16 protein-coding genes and 1 pseudogene are annotated in these 19,923 nt (G+C 70.8%); 7 read left to right on the top strand and 10 right to left on the bottom strand.

Annotated elements, in window-relative coordinates; translation table 11 throughout:
- Window positions 1–82 precede the first annotated feature (82 nt).
- Both ACGFU7_RS24975 and ACGFU7_RS24970 read right to left on the bottom strand, forming a co-directional pair.
- A pseudogene (locus ACGFU7_RS24975) lies at window positions 83–442 on the bottom strand (response regulator transcription factor); the annotation flags it as partial.
- Between the two features lie 107 nt (window positions 443–549).
- On the bottom strand, window positions 550–2,025 hold the full coding sequence (locus ACGFU7_RS24970; RefSeq protein WP_393698387.1) for an amidase: 1,476 nt from the start codon (window positions 2,023–2,025) through the stop codon (window positions 550–552).
- A gap of 211 nt (window positions 2,026–2,236) precedes the next feature.
- Here ACGFU7_RS24970 and ACGFU7_RS24965 point away from each other — a divergent pair, with 211 nt between their 5' ends.
- The 3 genes from ACGFU7_RS24965 (at window position 2,237) to ACGFU7_RS24955 (ending at window position 4,857) form a co-directional block, all read left to right on the top strand.
- On the top strand, window positions 2,237–2,911 hold the full coding sequence (locus ACGFU7_RS24965; RefSeq protein WP_393698385.1) for a hypothetical protein: 675 nt from the start codon (window positions 2,237–2,239) through the stop codon (window positions 2,909–2,911).
- Complete coding sequence (locus ACGFU7_RS24960) at window positions 2,908–3,939, top strand: nucleotidyl transferase AbiEii/AbiGii toxin family protein (protein WP_393698383.1); 1,032 nt, start codon at window positions 2,908–2,910, stop codon at window positions 3,937–3,939. Before ACGFU7_RS24965 ends, ACGFU7_RS24960 begins: the two co-directional genes overlap by 4 nt.
- A 141-nt stretch (window positions 3,940–4,080) precedes the next feature.
- Entirely contained in the window at window positions 4,081–4,857 is a 777-nt protein-coding gene (locus ACGFU7_RS24955) for a hypothetical protein (RefSeq protein ID WP_393698381.1), read from the top strand.
- On the opposite strand, the gene ACGFU7_RS24950 is transcribed toward ACGFU7_RS24955, so the two are convergent.
- The 3 genes from ACGFU7_RS24950 to hydA form a co-directional block, all read right to left on the bottom strand.
- A complete protein-coding gene (locus ACGFU7_RS24950; RefSeq protein ID WP_393698380.1) occupies window positions 4,820–6,388 on the bottom strand; it encodes an NCS1 family nucleobase:cation symporter-1 in 1,569 nt (522 codons plus the stop codon). The genes ACGFU7_RS24955 and ACGFU7_RS24950 overlap by 38 nt on opposite strands.
- Window positions 6,389–6,489: 101 nt before the next feature.
- Entirely contained in the window at window positions 6,490–7,491 is a 1,002-nt protein-coding gene (locus tag ACGFU7_RS24945; protein ID WP_393698378.1) for a TIGR03842 family LLM class F420-dependent oxidoreductase, read from the bottom strand.
- A gap of 11 nt (window positions 7,492–7,502) precedes the next feature.
- Window positions 7,503–8,903 carry a dihydropyrimidinase gene (gene hydA, locus ACGFU7_RS24940; RefSeq protein WP_393698377.1) on the bottom strand — a complete coding sequence of 467 codons (1,401 nt, stop codon included), beginning with the start codon at window positions 8,901–8,903 and terminating at the stop codon, window positions 7,503–7,505.
- Between the two features lie 644 nt (window positions 8,904–9,547).
- Here hydA and ACGFU7_RS24935 point away from each other — a divergent pair.
- Window positions 9,548–11,434 carry an alkaline phosphatase family protein gene (locus tag ACGFU7_RS24935; RefSeq protein ID WP_393698376.1) on the top strand — a complete coding sequence of 629 codons (1,887 nt, stop codon included), beginning with the start codon at window positions 9,548–9,550 and terminating at the stop codon, window positions 11,432–11,434.
- Between the two features lie 323 nt (window positions 11,435–11,757).
- Here ACGFU7_RS24935 and ACGFU7_RS24930 read toward each other — a convergent pair whose 3' ends face one another.
- Together ACGFU7_RS24930 and ACGFU7_RS24925 are read right to left on the bottom strand one after the other, a co-directional pair.
- Window positions 11,758–13,041, bottom strand: a complete 1,284-nt coding sequence (locus ACGFU7_RS24930) for an aspartate aminotransferase family protein (protein ID WP_393698374.1) — start codon at window positions 13,039–13,041, stop codon at window positions 11,758–11,760.
- Window positions 13,038–13,880 carry a nitrilase-related carbon-nitrogen hydrolase gene (locus tag ACGFU7_RS24925; RefSeq protein ID WP_327271931.1) on the bottom strand — a complete coding sequence of 281 codons (843 nt, stop codon included), beginning with the start codon at window positions 13,878–13,880 and terminating at the stop codon, window positions 13,038–13,040. Before ACGFU7_RS24925 ends, ACGFU7_RS24930 begins: the two co-directional genes overlap by 4 nt.
- A gap of 225 nt (window positions 13,881–14,105) precedes the next feature.
- On the opposite strand from ACGFU7_RS24925, the gene ACGFU7_RS24920 reads away from it, so the two are divergent.
- From ACGFU7_RS24920 to ACGFU7_RS24910, 3 genes are all read left to right on the top strand, one after another.
- On the top strand, window positions 14,106–14,525 hold the full coding sequence (locus ACGFU7_RS24920) for a hypothetical protein (protein ID WP_393698373.1): 420 nt from the start codon (window positions 14,106–14,108) through the stop codon (window positions 14,523–14,525).
- On the top strand, window positions 14,522–14,857 hold the full coding sequence (locus tag ACGFU7_RS24915; protein ID WP_393698371.1) for a transcriptional regulator: 336 nt from the start codon (window positions 14,522–14,524) through the stop codon (window positions 14,855–14,857). The genes ACGFU7_RS24920 and ACGFU7_RS24915 overlap by 4 nt, the downstream gene beginning before the upstream one ends.
- Window positions 14,858–15,058: 201 nt before the next feature.
- Window positions 15,059–16,327, top strand: a complete 1,269-nt coding sequence (locus ACGFU7_RS24910; RefSeq protein WP_393698369.1) for an aminotransferase class I/II-fold pyridoxal phosphate-dependent enzyme — start codon at window positions 15,059–15,061, stop codon at window positions 16,325–16,327.
- Between the two features lie 374 nt (window positions 16,328–16,701).
- Here the strand turns inward: ACGFU7_RS24910 and ACGFU7_RS24905 are convergent, their stop codons facing one another.
- Genes ACGFU7_RS24905 through ACGFU7_RS24895 form a run of 3 tightly spaced genes read right to left on the bottom strand, consistent with a single transcriptional unit; the run spans window position 16,702 to window position 19,786 of the window.
- Window positions 16,702–18,729 carry a hypothetical protein gene (locus tag ACGFU7_RS24905; RefSeq protein ID WP_393698368.1) on the bottom strand — a complete coding sequence of 676 codons (2,028 nt, stop codon included), beginning with the start codon at window positions 18,727–18,729 and terminating at the stop codon, window positions 16,702–16,704.
- Between the two features lie 11 nt (window positions 18,730–18,740).
- The gene (locus tag ACGFU7_RS24900; protein WP_393698366.1) at window positions 18,741–19,652 is read right to left on the bottom strand and encodes a carbohydrate ABC transporter permease; all 912 of its coding nucleotides are present in this window, start codon (window positions 19,650–19,652) and stop codon (window positions 18,741–18,743) included.
- On the bottom strand, window positions 19,649–19,786 hold the full coding sequence (locus ACGFU7_RS24895; protein ID WP_393698365.1) for a hypothetical protein: 138 nt from the start codon (window positions 19,784–19,786) through the stop codon (window positions 19,649–19,651). The genes ACGFU7_RS24900 and ACGFU7_RS24895 overlap by 4 nt, the downstream gene beginning before the upstream one ends.
- Window positions 19,787–19,923 lie beyond the last annotated feature (137 nt).

Below are 19,923 nucleotides of genomic sequence, written 5' to 3'. Positions count from 1 at the left end.
AGTCCATGATCCCGCCTACGGCGCTCCGGTGCGAACGTCCGCCGCCGTGGACCGGGCGGGCGGGGCTCCCGTCGCGCCGCCTTCAGGGGCGGGGTTCCCGGGGTGCGACGAGGCCCGATTCGTAGGCGAAAACGACGAGCTGCGCCCGGTCGCGGGCGCCCAGCTTCGTCATGGCGCGGCTGATGTGGGTCTTCGCGGTGAACGGGCTGATCACCATGTGCGCGGCGATCTCCTCGTTGGTGAGACCGCGGGCGGCGAGCGCGCTGACTTCGCGTTCCCGGCGGGTGAGGGTCTCGAAGCCGGGCGCAGTGGTCCGGTCGGGTGGTCCGGCGACGAATTCGCCGATCAGCCGGCGGGTGACGGCGGGCGAGAGCAGTGCGTCACCGCCCGCCGCGACGCGGATGGCCCTCAGGAGTTCGGCGGGCCCGGTGTCCTTCTCCCGGACGCCGGGGCTCGCCGTCTCCGACGCCACCCGGGCCTCGATGACGGAGGTGCTGCTGCCGCACGAGACCCCGGGCGGTGTGCTGATGCGGGCGAGGGTGTGGGTGGTCAGCGCCCGCCGCCCGGCCTGAGCGAGGGGGACGGTGCGGCGGGCCGGTGCTCGTACCAGCGCCGGTCGGCCTCCAGCTGGGCGGCGAGGGAGATCAGCCGTTCCTCGCTGCGGGAGGGGCCGAGCAACTGGGCGCCGACGGGCAGCCCGTCGGCGGTGAACCCGGCCGGTACGTTGATGCCGGGCCAGCCCAGTACGTTCCAGGGCCAGGCGTACGGGCAGGCCTCGGCCATCGTCACATCGGTGCGCCAGGCGCTCAGCCCGTCGAACCTGCCGATCGGGGGCGGGGGCAGGGCGGTCGTCGGGGTGAGCAGTACGTCGTAGCCGGCGCGGGCCCGGGACGTGTGGAAGAACGCGCCGATCCTGCGGTGCTGGCGCACCTCCCGCTCCCTGGCCGCGCGCACCACCCGGCCGCCCAGCCGGGTGCCGGTGCGCAGGGCGCTGCGGGTGCGCGGGTCGAGGAGGGAGGGGTCGGGGTGGCGGGCGGCGAGTTCGGCGATCCCGGCGGTGGCGCGGGGGACGAAGCCGAGGCCGATCAGCCCGTAGCGGGGTCTGGCCTCCTCGACGTCGTGGCCGAGGCGGGCGAGGGCCTCGGCCAGTGCGGTGACGGCCCGTCGCACATCGGGGTGGGGTGCGGAGCCGGTGAGGGTGAGCGGGGGGCGCCAGGCGAGGGCGATGCGCAGTCTGCCCGGGTCGCGGCGGGCGGCGGCCGACGCCGCGACGGGAGGCGGGCGGTGCGGGTCGTCGGGATGGGGTCCGGCGACGGCGTCGAGCAGCAGGGCGGCGTCGGCGACGGTCCTGGCCAGGGGGCCGTTGACGGTCAGGCCCTGGAAGGCGTCGCTCTGCGGGTGGACGGAGATCCGGCCGCGCTGCGGTTTGATGCCGACGAGATGGGTCCAGGCTGCGGGGATACGGACGGACCCGGCGCCGTCGGAGCCGAGCGCGGCGGGTACGAGCCCGGCCGCGACGGCCGCCGCGGATCCGCCGGACGAGCCGCCGGGGGTGTGTCCGGTGTTCCACGGGTTGCGGGTGGCGCCGAAGGCTCGGCCCTCGGTGAACGGCCACTGGCCCAGCTCGCAGGAGTTGGTCTTGCCGACGATCACGGCCCCGGCGGCCCGCAGCCTGCGTACGACCTCGCTGTCGGCGGTGGCGGCGGGCAGATCGCCGTCGCAGCCGAAGTAGGTCGGCATCCCGACGACATCGGTGTCGTCCTTGACGGCGACCGGAACCCCGAGCAGGGGCAGCCGCTCCCCCGCGGCGAGCCGGCGGTCGGCCTCTTCGGCCTCGGCGAGTGCGGCCTCGGCGCGCAGGTGCCTGAAGGCGTTGAGGGTGCCCTGGCTCGCTTCGATACGGCTCAGGGCGGCGGACACCTGTTCGGCCGAGGTGGTACGGCCTTCGGCCAGCTCCCGTGCGCTGTCGGCCAGTCCGGTCGGGCCCGCCGGTTCGGTGGTTTCGACGGCTTCCGCTGAGGACATGGGCTGCCTGCCTTCCTCGTATCGGCAGGTGCGCGCGCCCGCACCTGTACGCCCGAACGAACTTACCGGAGGGTAATGAGTAGTGGGCGGTCCGCTCAACCGTTCGGTGGAGAGTGGCCGGAGACTGTCGCGGAGAGTGGCCGGAGACTGTCAGTGCCGCTTGCTACGTTCACTGACGGAAGCGGACGGCAAAAGTACTGCTGGGGGGCGCGTGGAAGCGGAGTTCGAGGGAGAGTTCGAGACGCATCTGACGGTGCGGTTCGATCCACGCCCCGGTACGGGTACCGGCGAGGCGGACGAGAGTGCCCGTCTGGAGCGCTGGGCGGACTGCAACGGCCTGAAGCTCACCCGCATCGTCCTGGACCGCGGCGCCGTGCCGGACCAGCCGATGCTGACCGAGCAGGGCCGGGGTTCGCTCACCGGGCGGCGGTTCGCGGCCCGGCTCCGGTCGGCCGAGCTGCGCGCGGCGGGCTTCCCCGTCATACGGGTGAAGATCGAGGCCGCTCCGTGGAACGAGGACATACCGCGGACGGCCGACGAGGCGGCCGCGCTGTCCCCCGTCTGCCATTTCGAACACCACATCAAGCTGCTGCTCTCCGGTGAGCCGGAGTTCGCCGTCGCACGGGCCGTGGCCGAGCGGCACAGCGCTCACCTCTCGCGCAATGCCCGCCGCGCTGTCCGGGAGGGACGTCACGAGCGGTTCGTCACCCAGCGCTGCCGCGCGGTCGGCCGCCCCGAGGCGCGCGCCCGGCTCGACGCGCTCCTCGGCGCACTGGGCGCCGCCGGGCTCGAAGTGCTGGAGGCCGAGGAGGAGTTCGTGGTGCACGACGACCATCCGGCGGTGGACGCGGGCTGGATCGACGAGCGGGCCGGGGTGCCCGTATGAGCGCGACGGACCGGCCGCTCCCCGGGGAGCCGGTGTTCGAAGACCCGTCCCTGGCACCGCGCTGGCGGGCGGCCCGGCGCAGTGTCCAGGACCATCTGCTGCGTGTGATCGCCGAGTCGCCCTGGGGCGACGGCCTGATCCTGCGGGGCAGCCTCCCGCTCCAGGCGTGGGTGGGCGCTGCCGCCCGGGAGCCGGGCGATCTGGACTGGATCGTGCTGGAGCCGTCCGCGGACAGTTTCGTCGACCGCCTCGATCCCTACCCGTACGTCGCCGGGATCGATGTCGTCCAGCAGTGGCCGGAGGCCGCGCACGGCGCGGCGGCCCCCGAGCTGTGGACGGACGGCCGGTGCCACGCCACCGGCGGCGCCCGGCCCGTACGCGCACCCGAGGGGTTGCGCTGGATCGATTCCGACGACATGGAACCCTCCCCCTCCCCGGCCGATGAGGTCATCGAGGCGCTGCAGGCCGGTCCGCCGCTGCCCGAGGGGATACGGATCGACACGTCCACGGTGACCTCGGACGGCGTGTGGATGTACCGGGAGTACGAGTCGCCCGGCATGCGCGTCGTCGTCCCCTGGCAGGCCGACGGGCTGCCGCCGGGCGAGCTGCGGATGGACTTCGCCCAGGACGAGCGGTTGCCCCAGGCCCCGGTGTGGACGGCCTGCCCGCGCGGCGACGGCGGACCGCCCACGCCGGTCCGTACCGCGAGTCCGGAACTCTCGCTCGCCTGGAAGCTGTTGTGGCTCGCCGAGGACCAGGAGGCCGAGGGCCGGTCGGCTGCCAAGGACCTGTACGACGCGGTGCTGCTCGCGGAGCACCCGTCGACTCTGCTGCCGCCCCGCCTGCTGCGCACCGTGCTCGGCCCGCACGCGGAAGGGTTCACGCCCGGGACGGTGCTGGACTGGTTGGTGGACTGGGCCGCGTTCCACGCCGCCCATCCGTGGGTGGACAGTGATCCGGGCCGGCTGCGGGAGCGGCTGGCGGGTGCGCTGGCACGGTTCCTGGACCGGAATGCTCCGTCGTCATGAGGATCGGACCGGCCGCCGGGCCACATCGGCCGGTCCGACGGCCTGGGCTCACGCCGAGCGGCCCGCCGCGCCCCGGCGTACTCTCAAAAGGATCGGATCGCACACCTGAACAGGCCCGACGGGCCCTTCGAGGGAGGCGCCGTGACCGGCCAACTCATCGGCACACGCCAGGCCGCCCGGGCAGCGGTCCTCGTGCTGGGACTCACCAGCGGCAGCGTCATCGGCGGCGGTGTGGCGCGGGCGGACAACGGCATCGACACGCTCTCCGCCCAGCAGATCGCCGACCGCTCACGTGACGCCCTTCTGAGCGTCCACTCCGTGCACCTCAGCACGCGTGGCCATCTCGACAGCGGCAGCCCGTCGGTGGCCCTGGATCTCACCCTGGACCGGGACGGCAACTGCAACGGTTCGGTGGACCTCGGCAAGAACCAGGGGTCGGTCCGGATCGTGAAGCGCGGCGACGACATCTGGGTCAAGCCGGATGCGAACTTCTGGAAGAACCAGGTTCCGGGCGGTGGCTCGGCCTTCGCCGCGATCCTCAACGGGCGCTATATGAAGGGCTCGGCCGACGACCCGAGGCTGCGCGACGTGGCGAACGGCTGCGATCTGGACACCTTCCAGAAGCTGGTCAGCGACAACGCCGACAACGACCGGGGGACGCTGAACAAGGGCAGGAAGACCACGCTCGGCGGGGCTTCGGTGGTGCCGCTGACCCGGCTCAGGGACGGTCAGACGCTGACGACGTACGTCGCGGCCACGGGCAAGCCGTACCCGCTGAGGATCACGGTGCGGGGCGGCGGGGCGAACGCGATCGTGGGCTTCTCGGCTTTCGACAAGCCGGTGCCCACGGCCACGCCGCCGCCGGACCAGACGTTCGACATCAGTGCACTGCTGAGCCGCTCGACGTCGCCGGTGTGACCCCGGACCGACCGCTGAGCACCACGTACAGCACCAGCGACGAGGCCAGCCCGACCGCCCAGCCGTAGTCCGCGAGCGGCTTGAGGAACGGGATCAGGCCGGCGGCCGGGAACGGGCCGGTGCCGGGGGCCGAGTGGGAGCCGCCGATCGCCAGGATGCCGCCGACGGCGAACGCGACGACCGCCCGCCAGTTCCAGCCGTTCACGTACCAGTAGCGGCCGCCGGGACGGTAGAGGTCCGCGAGGTCGAGCACGGTGCCCCGCACGATCCAGTAGTCGGCGATCAGAATGCCCGCGACCGTACCGAGCAGTCCGCCGACCAGTCCGAGCCAGGTGAAGATGTACAGCTCGGGGGTCTCGGTGAGTTTCCACGGCATGATGAGCACGCCGACGACACCCGTGGTCAGGGCGCCCGTACGGAAGTTGATGAGTTTGGGTGCGAGGTTCGCCAGGTCGTACGCGGGTGACACGACGTTCGCCGCGATGTTCACGGAGATCGTCGCGACGAGCACCGTGACCAGGGCGTAGAGCAGCCCGAAGACATTGTCGGTCCTGGCGACGAGCTGGACCGGATCCCAGATCGCCTCCCCGTAAACGGCCTGTGAGCCGGAGGTGACCAGGACCGAGAGCAGGGCGAAGAGCGTCATCGTGGTGGGCAGGCCGAGCGACTGGCCCCAGATCTGGGCGCGTTGGCCGGCCCCGAAGCGGGTGAAGTCGGGGATGTTCAGGGAGAGTGTGGCCCAGAAGGCGATCATGCCCATCAGGGAGGGGAAGAAGACCGGCCAGAACTCCTTGCCCCAGCCGAGTTTCGACGGCTGGTCGAGCAGCGGGCCGAAGCCGCCCGCCTTGACGGCGACCCAGACCAGCAGCACCACGGCGCCGACGATGACGAACGGGGCCGCCCAGTTCTCGAACCGTCGCAGGGTGTCCATCCCCCGGTAGATGATGGCGAGTTCGAGCGCCCAGAAGACGACGAAGCAGAGCCAGAGCGTCCACGGCTGCCCGCCGATCTCGGACGCCTTCGCCCAGCCGCCGAAGATCTTCCCCAACAGGGTGAAGATGCCGACGCCACCGATCCAGGTCTGGATGCCGAACCAGGCACAGGCCACCGCGGCCCGGATCAGCGCGGGCAGATTGGCGCCGCGCAGACCGAAGGAGGCGCGGGCCAGAACGGGAAAGGGGATGCCGTACTTGGGCCCGGCGTGCCCGGTGAGCAGCATCGGGCCGAGAACGATCAGGTTGGCGAGCGCGATGGTGAGGACGGCCTGCTTCCAGTCCATGCCGAGGGCCACCAGGCCGGAGGCGAGCAGCCAGGACGGGATGTTGTGGGCCATGCCGACCCAGAGCGCGGCGAAGTTGTATGTCGTCCAGCGGCGCCGTTCCAGCGGTACGGGCAGCAGGTCCTCGTTGACGAACCGGTTGTCGGCGGGGACGGCTCCGGGGGCGAGTTCGACGCGGCCCGACGGGTGGGATATCCGGTCCTGCGGTGGAAGCGGTGGGAGGGGTGGCGTGGGTGGGACGGCCGATGTCATGGCGGCTGGACCCTTCGCTCGGGAGCGGTGCCGTGCGGGGCGGGGCGGGGCGCGGGGGTGCGTACAACCGTGTTGGGTGCGTACACCCGTGGGCGGACGGGTCAGTTGGTCAGGGCGGGGATGATCTCGGAGCCGTAGGCGTCGATCGTCGCCTCGCGTGCGTCGTGCATGTTGTAGACGGCGAACTGGTCGACGCCCAGGTCGCGCAGGGCCCGGAGCTTCTCGATATGTGCCTCGGCGGGGCCCAGCAGGCAGAACCGGTCGACGATCTCGTCCGGTACGAAGGTGGTGTCGGGGTTTCCGGCGCGGCCGTGGTGGCTGTAGTCGTAGCCGGACCGCCCGGCGATGTACGCGGTCAGGGCCTCGGGGACGAGTCCGGAGTGCTCGCCGTACCGGGAGACCAGGTCCGCGACATGGTTGCCGACCATGCCGCCGAACCAGCGGCACTGCTCGCGGGCGTGGTCGAGGTCGTCGCTCACATACGCGGGGGCGGCGACGCAGATGGTCACGGAGTCCGGGTCGCGGCCCGCCTGTGCCGCCGCGTCCCGTACCGCCTTGATCATCCACTCGGTGAGGAACGGGTCGGCGAGCTGGAGGATGAAGCCGTCGGCCTTCTGTCCGGCGAGGGCAAGGGCCTTCGGGCCGTACGCGCCCATCCAGACGGGCAGTCTGCCGTCCTTCACCCAGGGGATCTGGACCGGCTGCCCGTCGACGGTGGCCTCCCGCCCCTCGGCGAGGTCCCGGATGACGTCGATGGACTCGCCGAGGCGGGCCAGGGTGTTGGGCTTGCGTCCGGCGACGCGCATCGCCGAGTCGCCCCGCCCGATGCCGCAGACGGTGCGGTTGCCGAACATGTCGTTGAGGGTGGCGAAGGTGGAGGCGGTGACCTCCCAGGTGCGGGTGGACGGGTTGGTGACCATGGGGCCGACGACGAGGTGTTCGGTGTGTTCGAGGATCTGGCTGTAGATGACGAACGGCTCCTGCCAGAGCACCGCCGAGTCGAAGGTCCAGCCGTAGCGGAAGCCGTTGCGTTCGGCGCGGCGCATCAGGCCGACGACGGCCGAGGCGGGCGGGTCGGTCTGGAGGACGAGTCCGAAGTCCATGACGGGTGCTCCTAGTCCAGGTACTGACAGGTGGCGCGCGGGGTGTACATGCCGTGGCCGGCCCGGCCGGTGAACTTCCGTCCGTCGATGACGACTTCACCGCGCGAAAGGACCGTTTCGACCTGGCCGGTGATCCGCTTCCCTTCGTACGCCGAGTAGTCGACGTTCATGTGATGGGTCTCGGCGGAGATGGTCTGTTCGGCCGCGGGGTCGTAGATGACGACGTCGGCGTCGGCGCCCGGGGCGATGGTGCCCTTCTTCGGGTAGAGGCCGAACATCCGGGCCGGGGAGGCGCAGGCGATCTCGATCCAGCGGCGGCGCGAGATGTGGCCGTCCACGACCGCCTGATGGAGGAGGTCCATCCGGTTCTCCACGCCGGGCATGCCGTTGGGGATCTTCGAGAAGTCGCCGCGGCCCATCTCCTTCTGGCCGGAGAAGCAGAAGGGGCAGTGGTCGGTGGAGACGACCTGGAGTTCGTTGTTCCTGAGGCCCCGCCAGAGTGCTTCCTGGTGTTCCTTGGGGCGCAAGGGGGTGGAGCAGACGTACTTCGCGCCCTCGAAGTCCGGCTCGGCGAGGTTGTCGGTGGAGAGGAAGAGGTACTGCGGGCAGGTCTCGCCGAAGACCGGAAGTCCCTTGTGACGGGCGGCGGCGACCTCGGCGACGGCCTCGTCGGCGGAGACGTGCACGACATACAGCGGGGATCCGGCGACGCGGGCGAGCTGGATGGCGCGGTGGGTGGCCTCGGCCTCCAACGCCACCTTGCGGACGTCGCCGTGGTAGCGCGGGTCGGTGCGGCCCTCGGCGAGGGCCTGCTCGACGAGGACGTCGATGGCGATGCCGTTCTCCGCGTGCATCATGATCAGGCCGCCGTTGTGGGAGGCCCGTTGCATGGCGCGCAGGATCTGGCCGTCGTCGCTGTAGAAGACACCGGGGTAGGCCATGAACAGCTTGAAGGAGGTGACGCCCTCCGACACCAGCAGGTCCATCTCCTTGAGCGAGGACTCGTTCACATCGGAGAGGATCATGTGGAAGGCGTAGTCGATGGCGCAGTTGCCGTCGGCTTTCGCGTACCAGGCGTCGAGCCCTTCGCGGACCGCGCGGCCCACGGACTGGATGGCGAAGTCGACGATCGTGGTCGTGCCGCCCCAGGCGGCCGCGCGGGTGCCGGTCTCGAAGGTGTCGGCGGCGTAGGTGCCGCCGAACGGCATCTCCATGTGCGTATGCGCGTCGACACCACCGGGGATGACGTATTTGCCGGTGGCGTCGATCGTCCGGTCGGCGCTCCAGCTCTCGGCCGCGTCGGTGTCGTGCGCCGCGAGGGCGGCGATGCGGCCGCCCTCGATGAGTACGTCGGCATGGATCTCGTCGGACGCGGTGATGACGAGACCACCGTGGATGACGGTGCGGCTCATGTACCCCTCCTCACTGTGGCGGAATGGGTCTACGCACGTAGACAAGGTGCGTGGTGAAGAACGTAGAAGCGGGTTACCCACTGTGGCAATACCGCTGCGGCTAACCGCTGAAGACGTTTCTGTTTCACCCGCCTGGCACTCCACCGGCCCACAGCGCGACGCGGCGCGGCGCCGTTCCCAGCTGGGGAACGGCGCCGCGCCGCGTTGTATACGTGTGCCGCCGACGGCAAACGGTCCGCCTTCAGGAACAGGCGGTCTGCTCTTCAGGAAAGGGCAGCGGCCCGGAAGTCCGCGGTCAGGTGGCCCAGCAGCCGGGCGGGGGCGTCCTCCTGGATCGTGTGGCCCGCCCCATCCACCCAGATCAGCTCGGAGTGCGGGATGCGGGCATGCAGCCGCTCGGCGAACTCGCCCGGCAGCAGCCGGTCCTGGCGCCCTTGAAATAGAGGAGGTGCCGGTAGTTCATCGGCCGATGATTGCGACGCCAGAAGATAACGAAATGATGACGGGTCTGGTCCAAATGTTGGGTACGGTTCATGCGCCCGTCCCGTACGCGGCGTGGTCCGATCACCACCGACGGCGAGCCTCGGACACATCACCGGACGCCCCCGATGTCCGGTGTCCACCGACCGATCCCGGAGGATCACGTGTCCCTGTCGCGCTCCGCGCGTACGGTGCTGGCCGCCGCCACCGTCGCCGCCGTCGCACTGCCGCTCGCCACCACGGCCGCGCACGCCCAGGATTCCGGGGCCGCAGCCGCTGCCCCGTACGCCGGTCTGCCGTCCGGTACCAAGCAGGCCAAGACCCTGGTCATCGGTATCGACGGCGCCACCTTCGACGCCTTCTCGCGTGCCGACGTACCGCATCTCAAGCAGCTGATGGCCAAGGGCCTGACCGCACGAAGCAACCTGTACGCCGACCCGATGGCCCCGACCGTCTCCGGTGCCGGCTGGTCGTCCATCGCCACAGGCGTCTGGCCCGACAAGCACAATGTGAAGGACAACAATTTCACGGCCCCCAACTACGGCCAGTACCCGGACTACGCGACCCGGCTGGAGACCGCCGACCCGGCCACGTCCACCCTGGTCGTCGGCACCTGGAGCCCGATCCCCCAGATCGTCTTCGGCGCGAAGACCGATCTGCGGATCGCGGGCGGCGACGACGAGGGCACCACCGCCAAGGCGGAGGACTACCTCGCGCACGGCAACCCCGACTCCACCTTTGTCCACCTCGACGAGGTCGACGGCGCCGGTCACAGCTCCGGCTCCGCGAGCGATGCCTATCTCAAGGCCCTGAACACCGCCGACGCCCAGGTCGGCCGGCTGCTCGACGCCGTGACCTCGCGGCCGACGTACGCCGCCGAGGACTGGCTCGTCGTCGTCACCGCCGACCATGGCCACACCCCCACCGGCGGCCACGGCGGCAACACCCCGCTGGAGCGCGGCACGTTCGTGATCGCCCAGGGCAAGGGCATCGAGCCCGGTTCGGTACGCGACGACGTCAAGATCACCGACATCGCGCCCACCGTCCTGCGCCACGAGGGCGTCGCCACCGACCCCGGCCGGAACCTCGACGGCACCTCGCTCGGCGAGCTGAAGCCGGACGCCTTCGACGCGCTGCGCGGCTCACTCCGTACGCCCGTCGACGAGACGAGGCTCCCGGCCGACGCCAAGGGGTGGACGAACACCGCGCCCGATGGCTGGTCCATCGACAACTCGAAGATGCCTGCCGGTGGCGTCACCGAGTGGCGCGGCTGGTCCTTCGCCTCCGACGAGTTCTGGACCAACGCCGAGCTCGGCCAGGGTCGCGAGACGAACGTTCGCGCCCGCAATGTGTTCGCGGTCGCCGACTCCGACGAGTGGGACGACAAGGCGCACGACGCCGGACAGTTCGACTCCACCCTGGTCAGCCCGGCGTACAAGCTGAACGGGGCGGCGAAGGCGACCGTCTCGTACGCCACGAACTACCGCGTCGACGGTCCGCAGACCGGCGATGTGTATGTGGCGTACGACGGTGGCGCCCCGCAGCTCGTGAAGTCGTACCGGAGCGACGCCAACACCGTCGAGCGCCTTGAGCTCGCTGTTCCGGCGGGCGCGAAGTCGGCCCGGCTGAGCTTCCGCTACACCGGCACGAACAGCGCCTTCTGGACCGTCGACCAGGTCGCCTTCGGCCGGCCCAACCCGCCGTCGCAGCTCACCGTCACCTCGCTGAAGGCCGACACCCGGCTGCTCGGCCGGCCCGGCTCCGACGCGGCCTGGAAGGTCACGGCGAACGGTGTGGTGAAGACCGCGCAGGGCAAGCCGGTGAAGGGCGCGAAGGTCACGGCCGAGCTGACGGCCGGCGGCAGGGTGCAGAAGCTGACGGGTACGACGAAGAAGGACGGCTCGGTGCGCTTCAAGGCGACCCTGCGGCGGGGTGTCGCCGAGGCCGCGCTGACCGTCACCGATGTGCGCTACCAGCACCTCGCGTACTACGGCGAGCTCGACCCGGTCCACACCCTGGACCTCACCCGCCCCACCGGCCACCGGGGCTGATCGACCGGCCGGGCCCCGGAGCCACCGGCCGGGGCCCGTTCACACCGCGCATACGCCGGACACCGGCCCCGGCCGTACCGCTCCCGCGCCGGGTTACCGTGACAGTTCCCGCCGGTGCAGCCCTCAGCAGGCCGCCGGGGCACACAGCACAGCGGCCCCCGGCGCCACGATGCGCTGCGCACAGCTTCCCGCTCCCGGGGCCGTCTACTGTGCCGCCGTCCCCACCCGCCGAGCGCGACAACTGCACGTTCCGGTGCAACCGGAGAACCCCTGGAACCGGGGCGGGGCAAGGCCGGGACCGCCGCGCTCCGCCCCGATTCCGCTCATTCCACCGATCGAAGAGCCTCCGCCAGAATCTCCGCGCCCTCCTCCGCCTCCGGGATGGTCAGCGAGAGCGGTGGTGCGATCCGCAGCACGCTGGTGTTGTGACCGCCGCCCTTGCCGATGAGCAGGCCGCCCTCCCGGGCCGCTTCGAGTACGGCGGCGGCCGCCTCCGGGTTCGCCTCGTCGGTGCCGGGTTTCACCAGCTCGATGCCGATCATCAGGCCCCGGCCGCGTACCTCCCGTACACACTCCGAAGCCGCGCCGATCGCACGCAGCCGCTCGATCAGCAGTCCGCCGACGCGCCGGGCGTTGCCCTGCAGATCGTGTTCGAGGAGGTACGAGAGGTTGGCGAGGCCGGCCGCCATGGTGACCGGGGAGCCGCCGAACGTCGAAATGGAGTTGGAGTCAAGGCAGTTCATGACGTCGGCACGGGCCACGACACCGCCGATCGACATGCCGTTGCCGATGCCCTTGGCGAAGGTGAGGATGTCCGGCGGCCCGTTCTCGCCGTGCGCCTGCCAGCCCCAGAAGTGTTCTCCGGAGCGACCCCAGCCGGTCTGTACCTCGTCCGAGATCCACAGGATGCCGTGGCGGTCGAGGACCCGGCGGAAGGCCGCGTACAGACCGTCGGGCGGTGAGGTGAACCCGCCGACGCCCTGGATGGGTTCGGCGATCAGGGCGGCGGGCTCGCGGGTGTGGCCGAGCAGGTCCTCCAGGTCGGCGACGCAGGCCGCGATGAACTCCGCGTCGCCGAGGTGCGCGTACGGTCCCCGGGTGCGGACGCCGCCGTGCACGTACAGCGTCTGCAGCGGCGACAGATTCGTGGGCGACCAGGCGCTGTTACCGGTGATGGAGACCGCGGAGAAGGATCTGCCGTGGTAGCTGTTGCGCATCGCGAGGATCTGGTTCGACCTGCGGTACGTGGTGGCGAGCAGCAGGGCGGTGTCGTTGGCCTCGGTACCGGAGGTGGTGAAGAAGACCCGGGCCTCCGGGATGCCGGAGAGCGTGGCGATGCGTTCGGCCAACTCGACCATCGGCCGGTTGAGGTAGAGCGTGGAGGAGTGGATGATCCGCCCGGCCTGCTCACTGACCGCCTTGGTCACCTCGGGGAGGGCGTGGGCGGTCATGGTGGTGAGGATGCCGCCGAAGAAGTCGAGGTAGCGCCTGCCGTCGGCGTCCCAGATGTGGCGGCCCTCGCCGTGGGTGATCTCCAGCGGGTTCTTGTAGTAGAGCGCCAGCCAGTCGGGGCTGACGGCGAGATGGCGTCGGTGCAGGCTGCTCACGGCTCCACCAGTCCTTCGTACGCGTCGGGTCGGCGGTCCCGGTAGAACGCCCACTGCTGGCGGACCTCGTCGATGAGGCCGAAGTCGAGGTCGCGGACGAGGAGTTCCTCCTCCTTGTCGCTGGCGACCTCGCCGACGAACTGGCCGCGCGGGTCGACGAAGTAGCTGGTTCCGTAGAAGTCGTTGTCGCCGTACTCCTCCTGGCCGACGCGGTTGATCGCGGCGACGAAGTACTCGTTGGCGACGGCGGACGCGGGCTGTTCCAGCTGCCAGAGATAGCTGGAGAGGCCGCGCGAGGTGGCAGACGGGTTGTACACCAACTGGGCCCCGTTGAGCCCGAGTTGACGCCAGCCCTCCGGGAAGTGCCGGTCGTAGCAGATATAGACGCCGACCTTGCCGACGGCGGTGTCGAAGACCGGCCAGCCGACGTTTCCGGGCTTGAAGTAGTACTTCTCCCAGAACCCCTTGACCTGCGGGATGTGGTGCTTGCGGTACTTGCCGAGATAGGAACCGTCGGCGTCGATGACGGCGGCGGTGTTGAAGTAGAAGCCGGACTGCTCGATCTCGAAGACCGGCACGACGATCACCATGCCGGTCTCGCGGGCCAGTTCCTGCATCCGCCGGACGGTCGGCCCGTCCGGGACGGCCTCGGCCCAGCGGTAGTGCTCGGGTTCCTGCACCTGGCAGAAGTAGGGGGCGTTGAACACCTCCTGGAAGCCGATGATCTTCGCGCCCCGGCGGGCGGCCTCGCGCGCATGCTCCTCATGCTTGGCGATCATGGATTCGGTGTCGCCGGTCCAGGTCGCCTGGACGAGTGCGGCGCGTACGACTTGGGACATGAGCTGCTCCTTCGACGCGGCGTCAGAGAGCCTCTACGCGTTTCTACGCCCGTAGACACGTGCGTAGAGGAGAACGTAAGCCCCGTCACACAGCGGGGCAAGACCATCGCCGTGAACCGACGGAGTCGATCATGTTTCACACCCGTGCGGTCCACACGTTCATTCCCTTTCCAGTGCGGAAAGCAGATGCCATGATGGCAAGTGCTGTCGACGAGGGGACGCACCATGACGGAGCACATCGACGCCTCGGCATCACTGGCGGACGCCGCACGCGTCGAGCGCGGAGCACGGGCCGGCAGCGGCCGGTACACCAGGTATCTGTGGGTGTTCGCCGCCTGGCAGCTGATCCTGATCCCGGCTGTCGTCCTGGGGCACGGCAATCCGGCGTCGAACCCGGCCATCGTGGCGAACGGCCTGCTGGTCGTGGGCCTGTCGGTTTTCGCCCAGCGGCAGCCCGCCCAACGCCGCGGTCTGACAAGGAAACACGTGCTGTTGATCGACTCATGGACCGTGCTCTACAGCGTGACCGTGGTGCTCGCCGTGACAGCGTTCAAGGACAGCGTCGTGCTGGCCGTGCTCGCCGCACTGACCTGCGCGATTCCGCTCGCCGTCGGAGCCTGGCCGGAAATGAGGCGCTCGGTGTGACAGAGGCATCCCCGGCGGCCCGGGCCACCGGCCCCCATCCGCGCCATGCGCTCGAACCGCTGCTGACGTCGCCGGTGCGGCTGTCGATCGTGGCGGCGCTCGCCCCCGTGGAGCGTGCCGAGTTCGGTTACGTACGGGACCTGGTGGAGATCAGCGACTCCGTGTTGTCGAAGCAGGTCTCGGCCCTGGAGGGGGCGGGCCATGTCGCCGTGAAGAAGGGCCGGATCGGCCGGCAGCCCCGGACGTGGCTCTCGCTGACGGCGACCGGTCTCGCCGTCTACCGACGCCATCTGGACGCGCTGCGGGCCATCGCAGGGGCTCAGGGCTTTTAGGGCGCGTCCGGCGGATCGTTCGTCCGGCGCGAGCATGCCGTCTTCATGACGCCGCCTGACGCTCGCCCGGCTCCCGGCTCCCCGCTCCCCGCTCCCCGCTCCCGGCTCCCGGCTCCCGGCTCCCGGGCCGGTGGTCCCCCGCCCCGGTTTGTATTCTCGGCAGGCGCCCCCATCCATGCGGCACCTGTGAGAGGAACCACCATGACCACCGAGCTGAGCCGCGACGCCCTGACCGGGCTCCTTGAACGGGCCCGCCAGGACTACCAGGACCTCGCGGGACTCGGGCTCTCGCTCGACCTCACCAGGGGCAAGCCGGCACCGGAGCAGCTCGACCTCTCCGAGGACCTGCTGAGTCTGCCCGGCGGGCGGCACACCTCCGCCGACGGCACGGACGTGCGCAACTACGGTGGGCTGCAGGGGCTGCCCGAGCTCCGGGAGATCTTCGCCGGGTTGCTCCAGGTGCCGGCCGGTCAGCTGCTCGCGGCCGGGAACTCCAGCCTTGAGCTGATGCACGACTGCCTGGTGCACGCCCTGCTGAGCGTGCTGCCGGGCGCCGAGTCGCGCTGGGTGGAGCAGCAGCGGATCGCGTTCCTGTGCCCGGTGCCCGGCTACGACCGGCACTTCGCGCTCTGCGAGCGGTTCGGGATCGACATGATCCAGGTGCCGATGACCGCCGAGGGCCCGGACATGGAGGCCGTGGAGCGGCTCGTCGCCGAGGACCCGGCGATCAAGGGCATCTGGTGCGTACCGAAGTACAGCAACCCGGACGGCGTCTGCTACAGCGACGCGACCGTGGCGCGACTCGCCTCGATGAGCACCGCCGCGTCCGACTTCCGGATCTTCTGGGACAACGCCTACGCCGCCCACCACCTCACCGACGAGCCCGTCGAGATCGCCGACCTGCTCGCCGCCTGCACCGAGGCCGGGAACCCGGACCGGGCGTTCGTGTTCGGCTCCACCTCGAAGATCACCGCGGCGGGCGCCGGCGTCGCCTTCTTCGGCTCGTCGCCCGCGAACGTGCAGTGGCTGCTCGGCAACAACGCCAAGCGGTCGATCGGCCCCGACAAGGTCAACCAGCTGCGGCATGTCCTGTTCCTCCGGGACGCGAACGGGGTACGGGCCCACATGGAGCGCCAACGCTCCCTGCTGCAGCCCAAGTTCGAGGCGGTCGCGCGGATCCTGGACGCCGAACTCGGCGGGACCGGGCTCGCGACCTGGACCTCGCCCAAGGGCGGCTACTTCGTGACCCTTGAGGTGCCGGACGGCTGTGCCAAGGAGGTCGTACGCCGTGCCGCCGAGGCAGGCATCGTGCTGACCCCGGCCGGCGCCACGCACCCGTACGGCGACGACCCGCGCGACGCGGTCATCCGGATCGCACCCAGCTACCCGGGCCTCGCGGAGCTGGAGCAGGCGATCGAGGGGCTCGCCGTCTGCGTCCGGCTCGTGGGGTACGAGCAGCGGGCGCGCTAGGTTCTGTCCGGCGAATCACGGGCGGCACCGGAGCCGGACCACTGCGACGGTGACAGTTCCGGCACCGGAGCCGGACCACTGCGACAGTGACAGTTCCGGCACCGGAGCCGGACCACTGCGACGGTGACAGTTCCGGTGCCGGTGCCGGTGCCGTGGAAGATGTAAGCCCGAAAACGCGGGAATCCACTTCTTATGCGCACTGGACCCGCAGGTCGTCGTTGAGCATGCTCCCGGCTGTCGCCGATCCTTGCGGTCACGGCGAGCTGCTGTCCATGGGCGGAGCGACAGTCCCTGCTCCGAACCGTGGAGCCGCCAGTGGAAGGGAAACAGATCCGGGGATACGGGGAACGCGGGGCCGAACGGACCTGCGGTGGTCACCACTCGAGAACGAGCCATCCCCGGTGCGGAAGCTCTGGCTCCGCAGTAACCCGATGCTGGGTCAGCAGAGTCTTTGCGTCGACTGGTCCGGCCAGCGGGGCGAGCAGAGTGGCGTGGACCTCGCCGGGGGGCGACGCAACGTCCACTCGTATCGTGGCCGGGTCCGCGCTGCCGTTCGCGACCGCCAGGCGGTGAGTGCCGTCCTGGGAGCGCGACAGGTGGGGTATCAGGTGCGGTCCGCCGCTGATAAGGGGCAGCGCCGGCCGGTCCGCCTCCAGGAAGCGGACCGCACGGTGCGCGAGCCGCTGCCCGTCGTCGTCACGGGGCAGGTTCTGCAGCGCGGTCGCCGCGAGCACCACCACCCGCCCGCCCAGCCGGTTGGCAAACGCACAGCGGCCCGCACCCCACGCGGCGCCGTCCGCGGCCACCACCTGGGTCCAGACCTCGGCGCCGGCCAGCGGCTCCAGCCGGGCCAGCGCCGGCTGGAGGTTGACGCTCAGCGCCGTGCCCTCGCCGGTCGCCCCGCACGCCCCCTCGGCGGTCACCAGTTCCCTCGCATACGGACCCGGCCCGGTGTGCGCCTCGCGGTCCACGACCTCGGCCACGCGTACGCCCATCGCCGCGCCGAACCCGCGCTCGTCGAGCACCGCCGCGGCGACTGCGTCGAGAAGCAGTCCGCGCGAGAGCATCCCCTCCAGCTCGGCATCGTCGAACGCCCAGGCGGCGGCGCCGAACAAAGCCGCCACCGGAGCCGGTCCCGCGGTCACCGGCACGCCGTAGCGGAGCAGGAAGTCCGCGGCCGGCCCGGGGTCCACGGCCAGTTCTTCCAGCGCCGCGTCGGCCGCCGGCCGGGTCCGCCCCGGTCCACCGGTGCGCACGCGCGCAGCGGTGTCTGTTCGAAACGGCAACCACACACCGGCTGTCGCGTCCCGCTCTGGCCGGCGTTCCGCGATCCAGTCCAGCGCCGGGCGGGAGCGCCGCAGCATCCGGCCCACCGCCGGGAAGCGCTCGGCCTGTCTGCCGTAGGTCGGGTGGAGGTTGAGCAGCAGCGCGTCGGAGCCGGCGAGTTGCGCCGCCACCATCTCGGACCACGTCTGCGTGTCGGACTTCGACCACGCGGTGTGCGGCCAGTTCTCGATCTCCGGTTCGCTGGTGACCCCGTCCGGGCGCAGCGCCCGCTGCGCCTCCAGCATCCACACCGAGTCGCTCAACTCCCGCCCGGGAGCGTCGGCATAGGGTGCGAAGTGCGGACGCTGGACGGGCCGCCCGCCGCTGCCGGTGAGCGCGTCGAACAGGGCGGTCCAGTCGCGACCCTCGACCGAGGCCGGGCCGAGCCGCGAACTCATCAGCCCGAGCCGGGAGCGGCCTGCGGACCGATCCCCCACCTCCCGGGCGACCAGCGCGGTCACTTCCAACTGCGCCTCCCGCCACACATGTTGGAGCAGCGCCCGCCACGGGTGCGGCGGCCCGGGCGCGGTGACGGCGGCCGCCAGCTGCTCCCGGGTGACCGGTTCACCGGCCAGTTCCGCCACCCGGTCCAGCATCGGCGGTTCGAAGCCGCCCCAGCGCAGCGGCATGTGGTTGTGGTAGCGGAAGTCGTCCTCCAACCACAGCACCCGGCAGCCCAGTTCGGCGAAGCGCCCGTAGTGCGCGCACAGCCAGTCCCGCCATCGCGGGCAGGCGAACGACGCCTGCGCGGCGGCGACGTCGCCCTGGGGGGAGACCATCGGCGCGAAACCCAGTTGGTTGCGCCGGCCCCGGTCGGCATGGCCGGTCGTCGCCCACGGGTTGAGGCTGACGCCGATTCCGGCGACGGTCAGCTCCTCGTGTGCGATGGCAGCCGTCTCGAACCAGCGGTCCTCGTCCGCGCCGGCGAGGTGCCCGGTGAAGACTTCCTCGGCGGCAAGCAGCAGCACGACCTCGTCCACGCCGTTCTCCACGCAGTCCGTCGCCAGCGCACGGGCGTCCGTGGCGGTGTCCGGGGAGGGGTGGATCTGGAACCGCAGGTGGTAGCGCGCCGTCACGGCGTTCCTCCTCACTTGAGGCTCCCGGCCGTCAGACCGGAACGCCAAAACCGTTGCAGGGAAAGGAAGAGCAGGACCAGCGGCACGACCGAGACCAGTGCCGCAGTGATGATCACGTTGGGCGGCACCGCGTTGCCGACGCCCCGCTGGGATTGCCAGCCGACGATGCCCACTGTCACGGGTTGCAGCTTGGCGTTGGCGAGCATCAGCACCGGCAGCAGGTAGTTGGTCCAGATGGTCACGAACTGGAAGAGGAAGATCGTGACCAGGGCGGGCGACATCACCCTCAGGGCGATGGTGGCGAAGATACGGGTCTCGCCCGCGCCGTCGACCCGGCCCGCCTCGATCAACTCGTCCGGCACCGACGCGCCCGCGTAGATCCGCGCCAGGTAGACGCCGAACGGGCTGACCATGCTCGGCAGCAGGACGCTCCAGTACGTGTCGACCAGGTGCACCGGCGAGAACATCAGGTACAGCGGGATCGCCAGGAGCGGCTGCGGTACGAGGACGGCGGCGAGCACGACGTTGAACGCGAACTCCCGTCCCCGGAACGGGTACTTGGCCAGGGCGTAGCCGGCCAGCGCGGAGATCAGGGTGCTCAGGGCGGCGCCGCCGACGGCGTAGACGACGCTGTTGAGCAGCCACCGCCAGAAGATGCCGCCCTGCTCGGTGAAGACGGTTCGGACGTTGGTGAAGAACGCGAAGTGGCCGCCGAACCAGAACCCGTTGCCCGCGAACAGGCCGGAGTCGGTCTTGGTGGCGGACACCAGCAGCCACCACACCGGTGCCAGGAAGTAGCAGGCGGTGAGCACCATGACCGCGAGCACCACCCAGCGGGACAGTGCGAGCGGCCGGCGCGGCGGCCGCGGCGGCGGGGTCAGGGCCTTTCCCTCGGGCCGGACCGGGGTGTGCGTGGCGGTCACAGCGCCGCCCCCTTCCGCTGCACCAGGCGCAGGAAGCCGAACGACAGCACGAAGGCCAGCAGCGCGAGGATCACACCGGTGCGCGCGTCCTGGGCCGCATCAACCGGCGCCGCCGCCCGCCGGTCCTGCGGCAACTCGCGGACGCCCCGGTCCCCGGGGCGTCCGTCGACGCCCGGCGTGCAGGAACTTGCTCGGCGACCCGCAGGATGGTGGGGGAAAAAAGCTGCCGATCCGCTCCTCGTCTGCGGACACGCGTACGCCGTCAATGCCT

The organism is Streptomyces sp. NPDC048473 (assembly GCF_043200155.1).
In the GTDB taxonomy this organism is placed as follows: Bacteria; Actinomycetota; Actinomycetes; order Streptomycetales; family Streptomycetaceae; genus Streptomyces.
The sequence above is the reverse complement of the archived record's forward strand: the minus strand, read 5'-3'. Positions and strand labels throughout refer to the sequence as shown.

Excerpts from the sequence above, each read along its gene's own strand:
- ACGFU7_RS24970 (WP_393698387.1), bottom strand. The coding sequence starts at position 2,025 with ATGTCCTCAGCGGAAGCCGTCGAAACCACCGAACCGGCGGGCCCGACC.
- ACGFU7_RS24960 (WP_393698383.1), top strand. The coding sequence starts at position 2,908 with ATGAGCGCGACGGACCGGCCGCTCCCCGGGGAGCCGGTGTTCGAAGAC.
- ACGFU7_RS24950 (WP_393698380.1), bottom strand. The coding sequence starts at position 6,388 with ATGACATCGGCCGTCCCACCCACGCCACCCCTCCCACCGCTTCCACCG.
- ACGFU7_RS24945 (WP_393698378.1), bottom strand. The coding sequence starts at position 7,491 with ATGGACTTCGGACTCGTCCTCCAGACCGACCCGCCCGCCTCGGCCGTC.
- hydA (WP_393698377.1), bottom strand. The coding sequence starts at position 8,903 with ATGAGCCGCACCGTCATCCACGGTGGTCTCGTCATCACCGCGTCCGAC.
- ACGFU7_RS24925 (WP_327271931.1), bottom strand. The coding sequence starts at position 13,880 with ATGTCCCAAGTCGTACGCGCCGCACTCGTCCAGGCGACCTGGACCGGC.
- ACGFU7_RS24920 (WP_393698373.1), top strand. The coding sequence starts at position 14,106 with ATGACGGAGCACATCGACGCCTCGGCATCACTGGCGGACGCCGCACGC.
- ACGFU7_RS24910 (WP_393698369.1), top strand. The coding sequence starts at position 15,059 with ATGACCACCGAGCTGAGCCGCGACGCCCTGACCGGGCTCCTTGAACGG.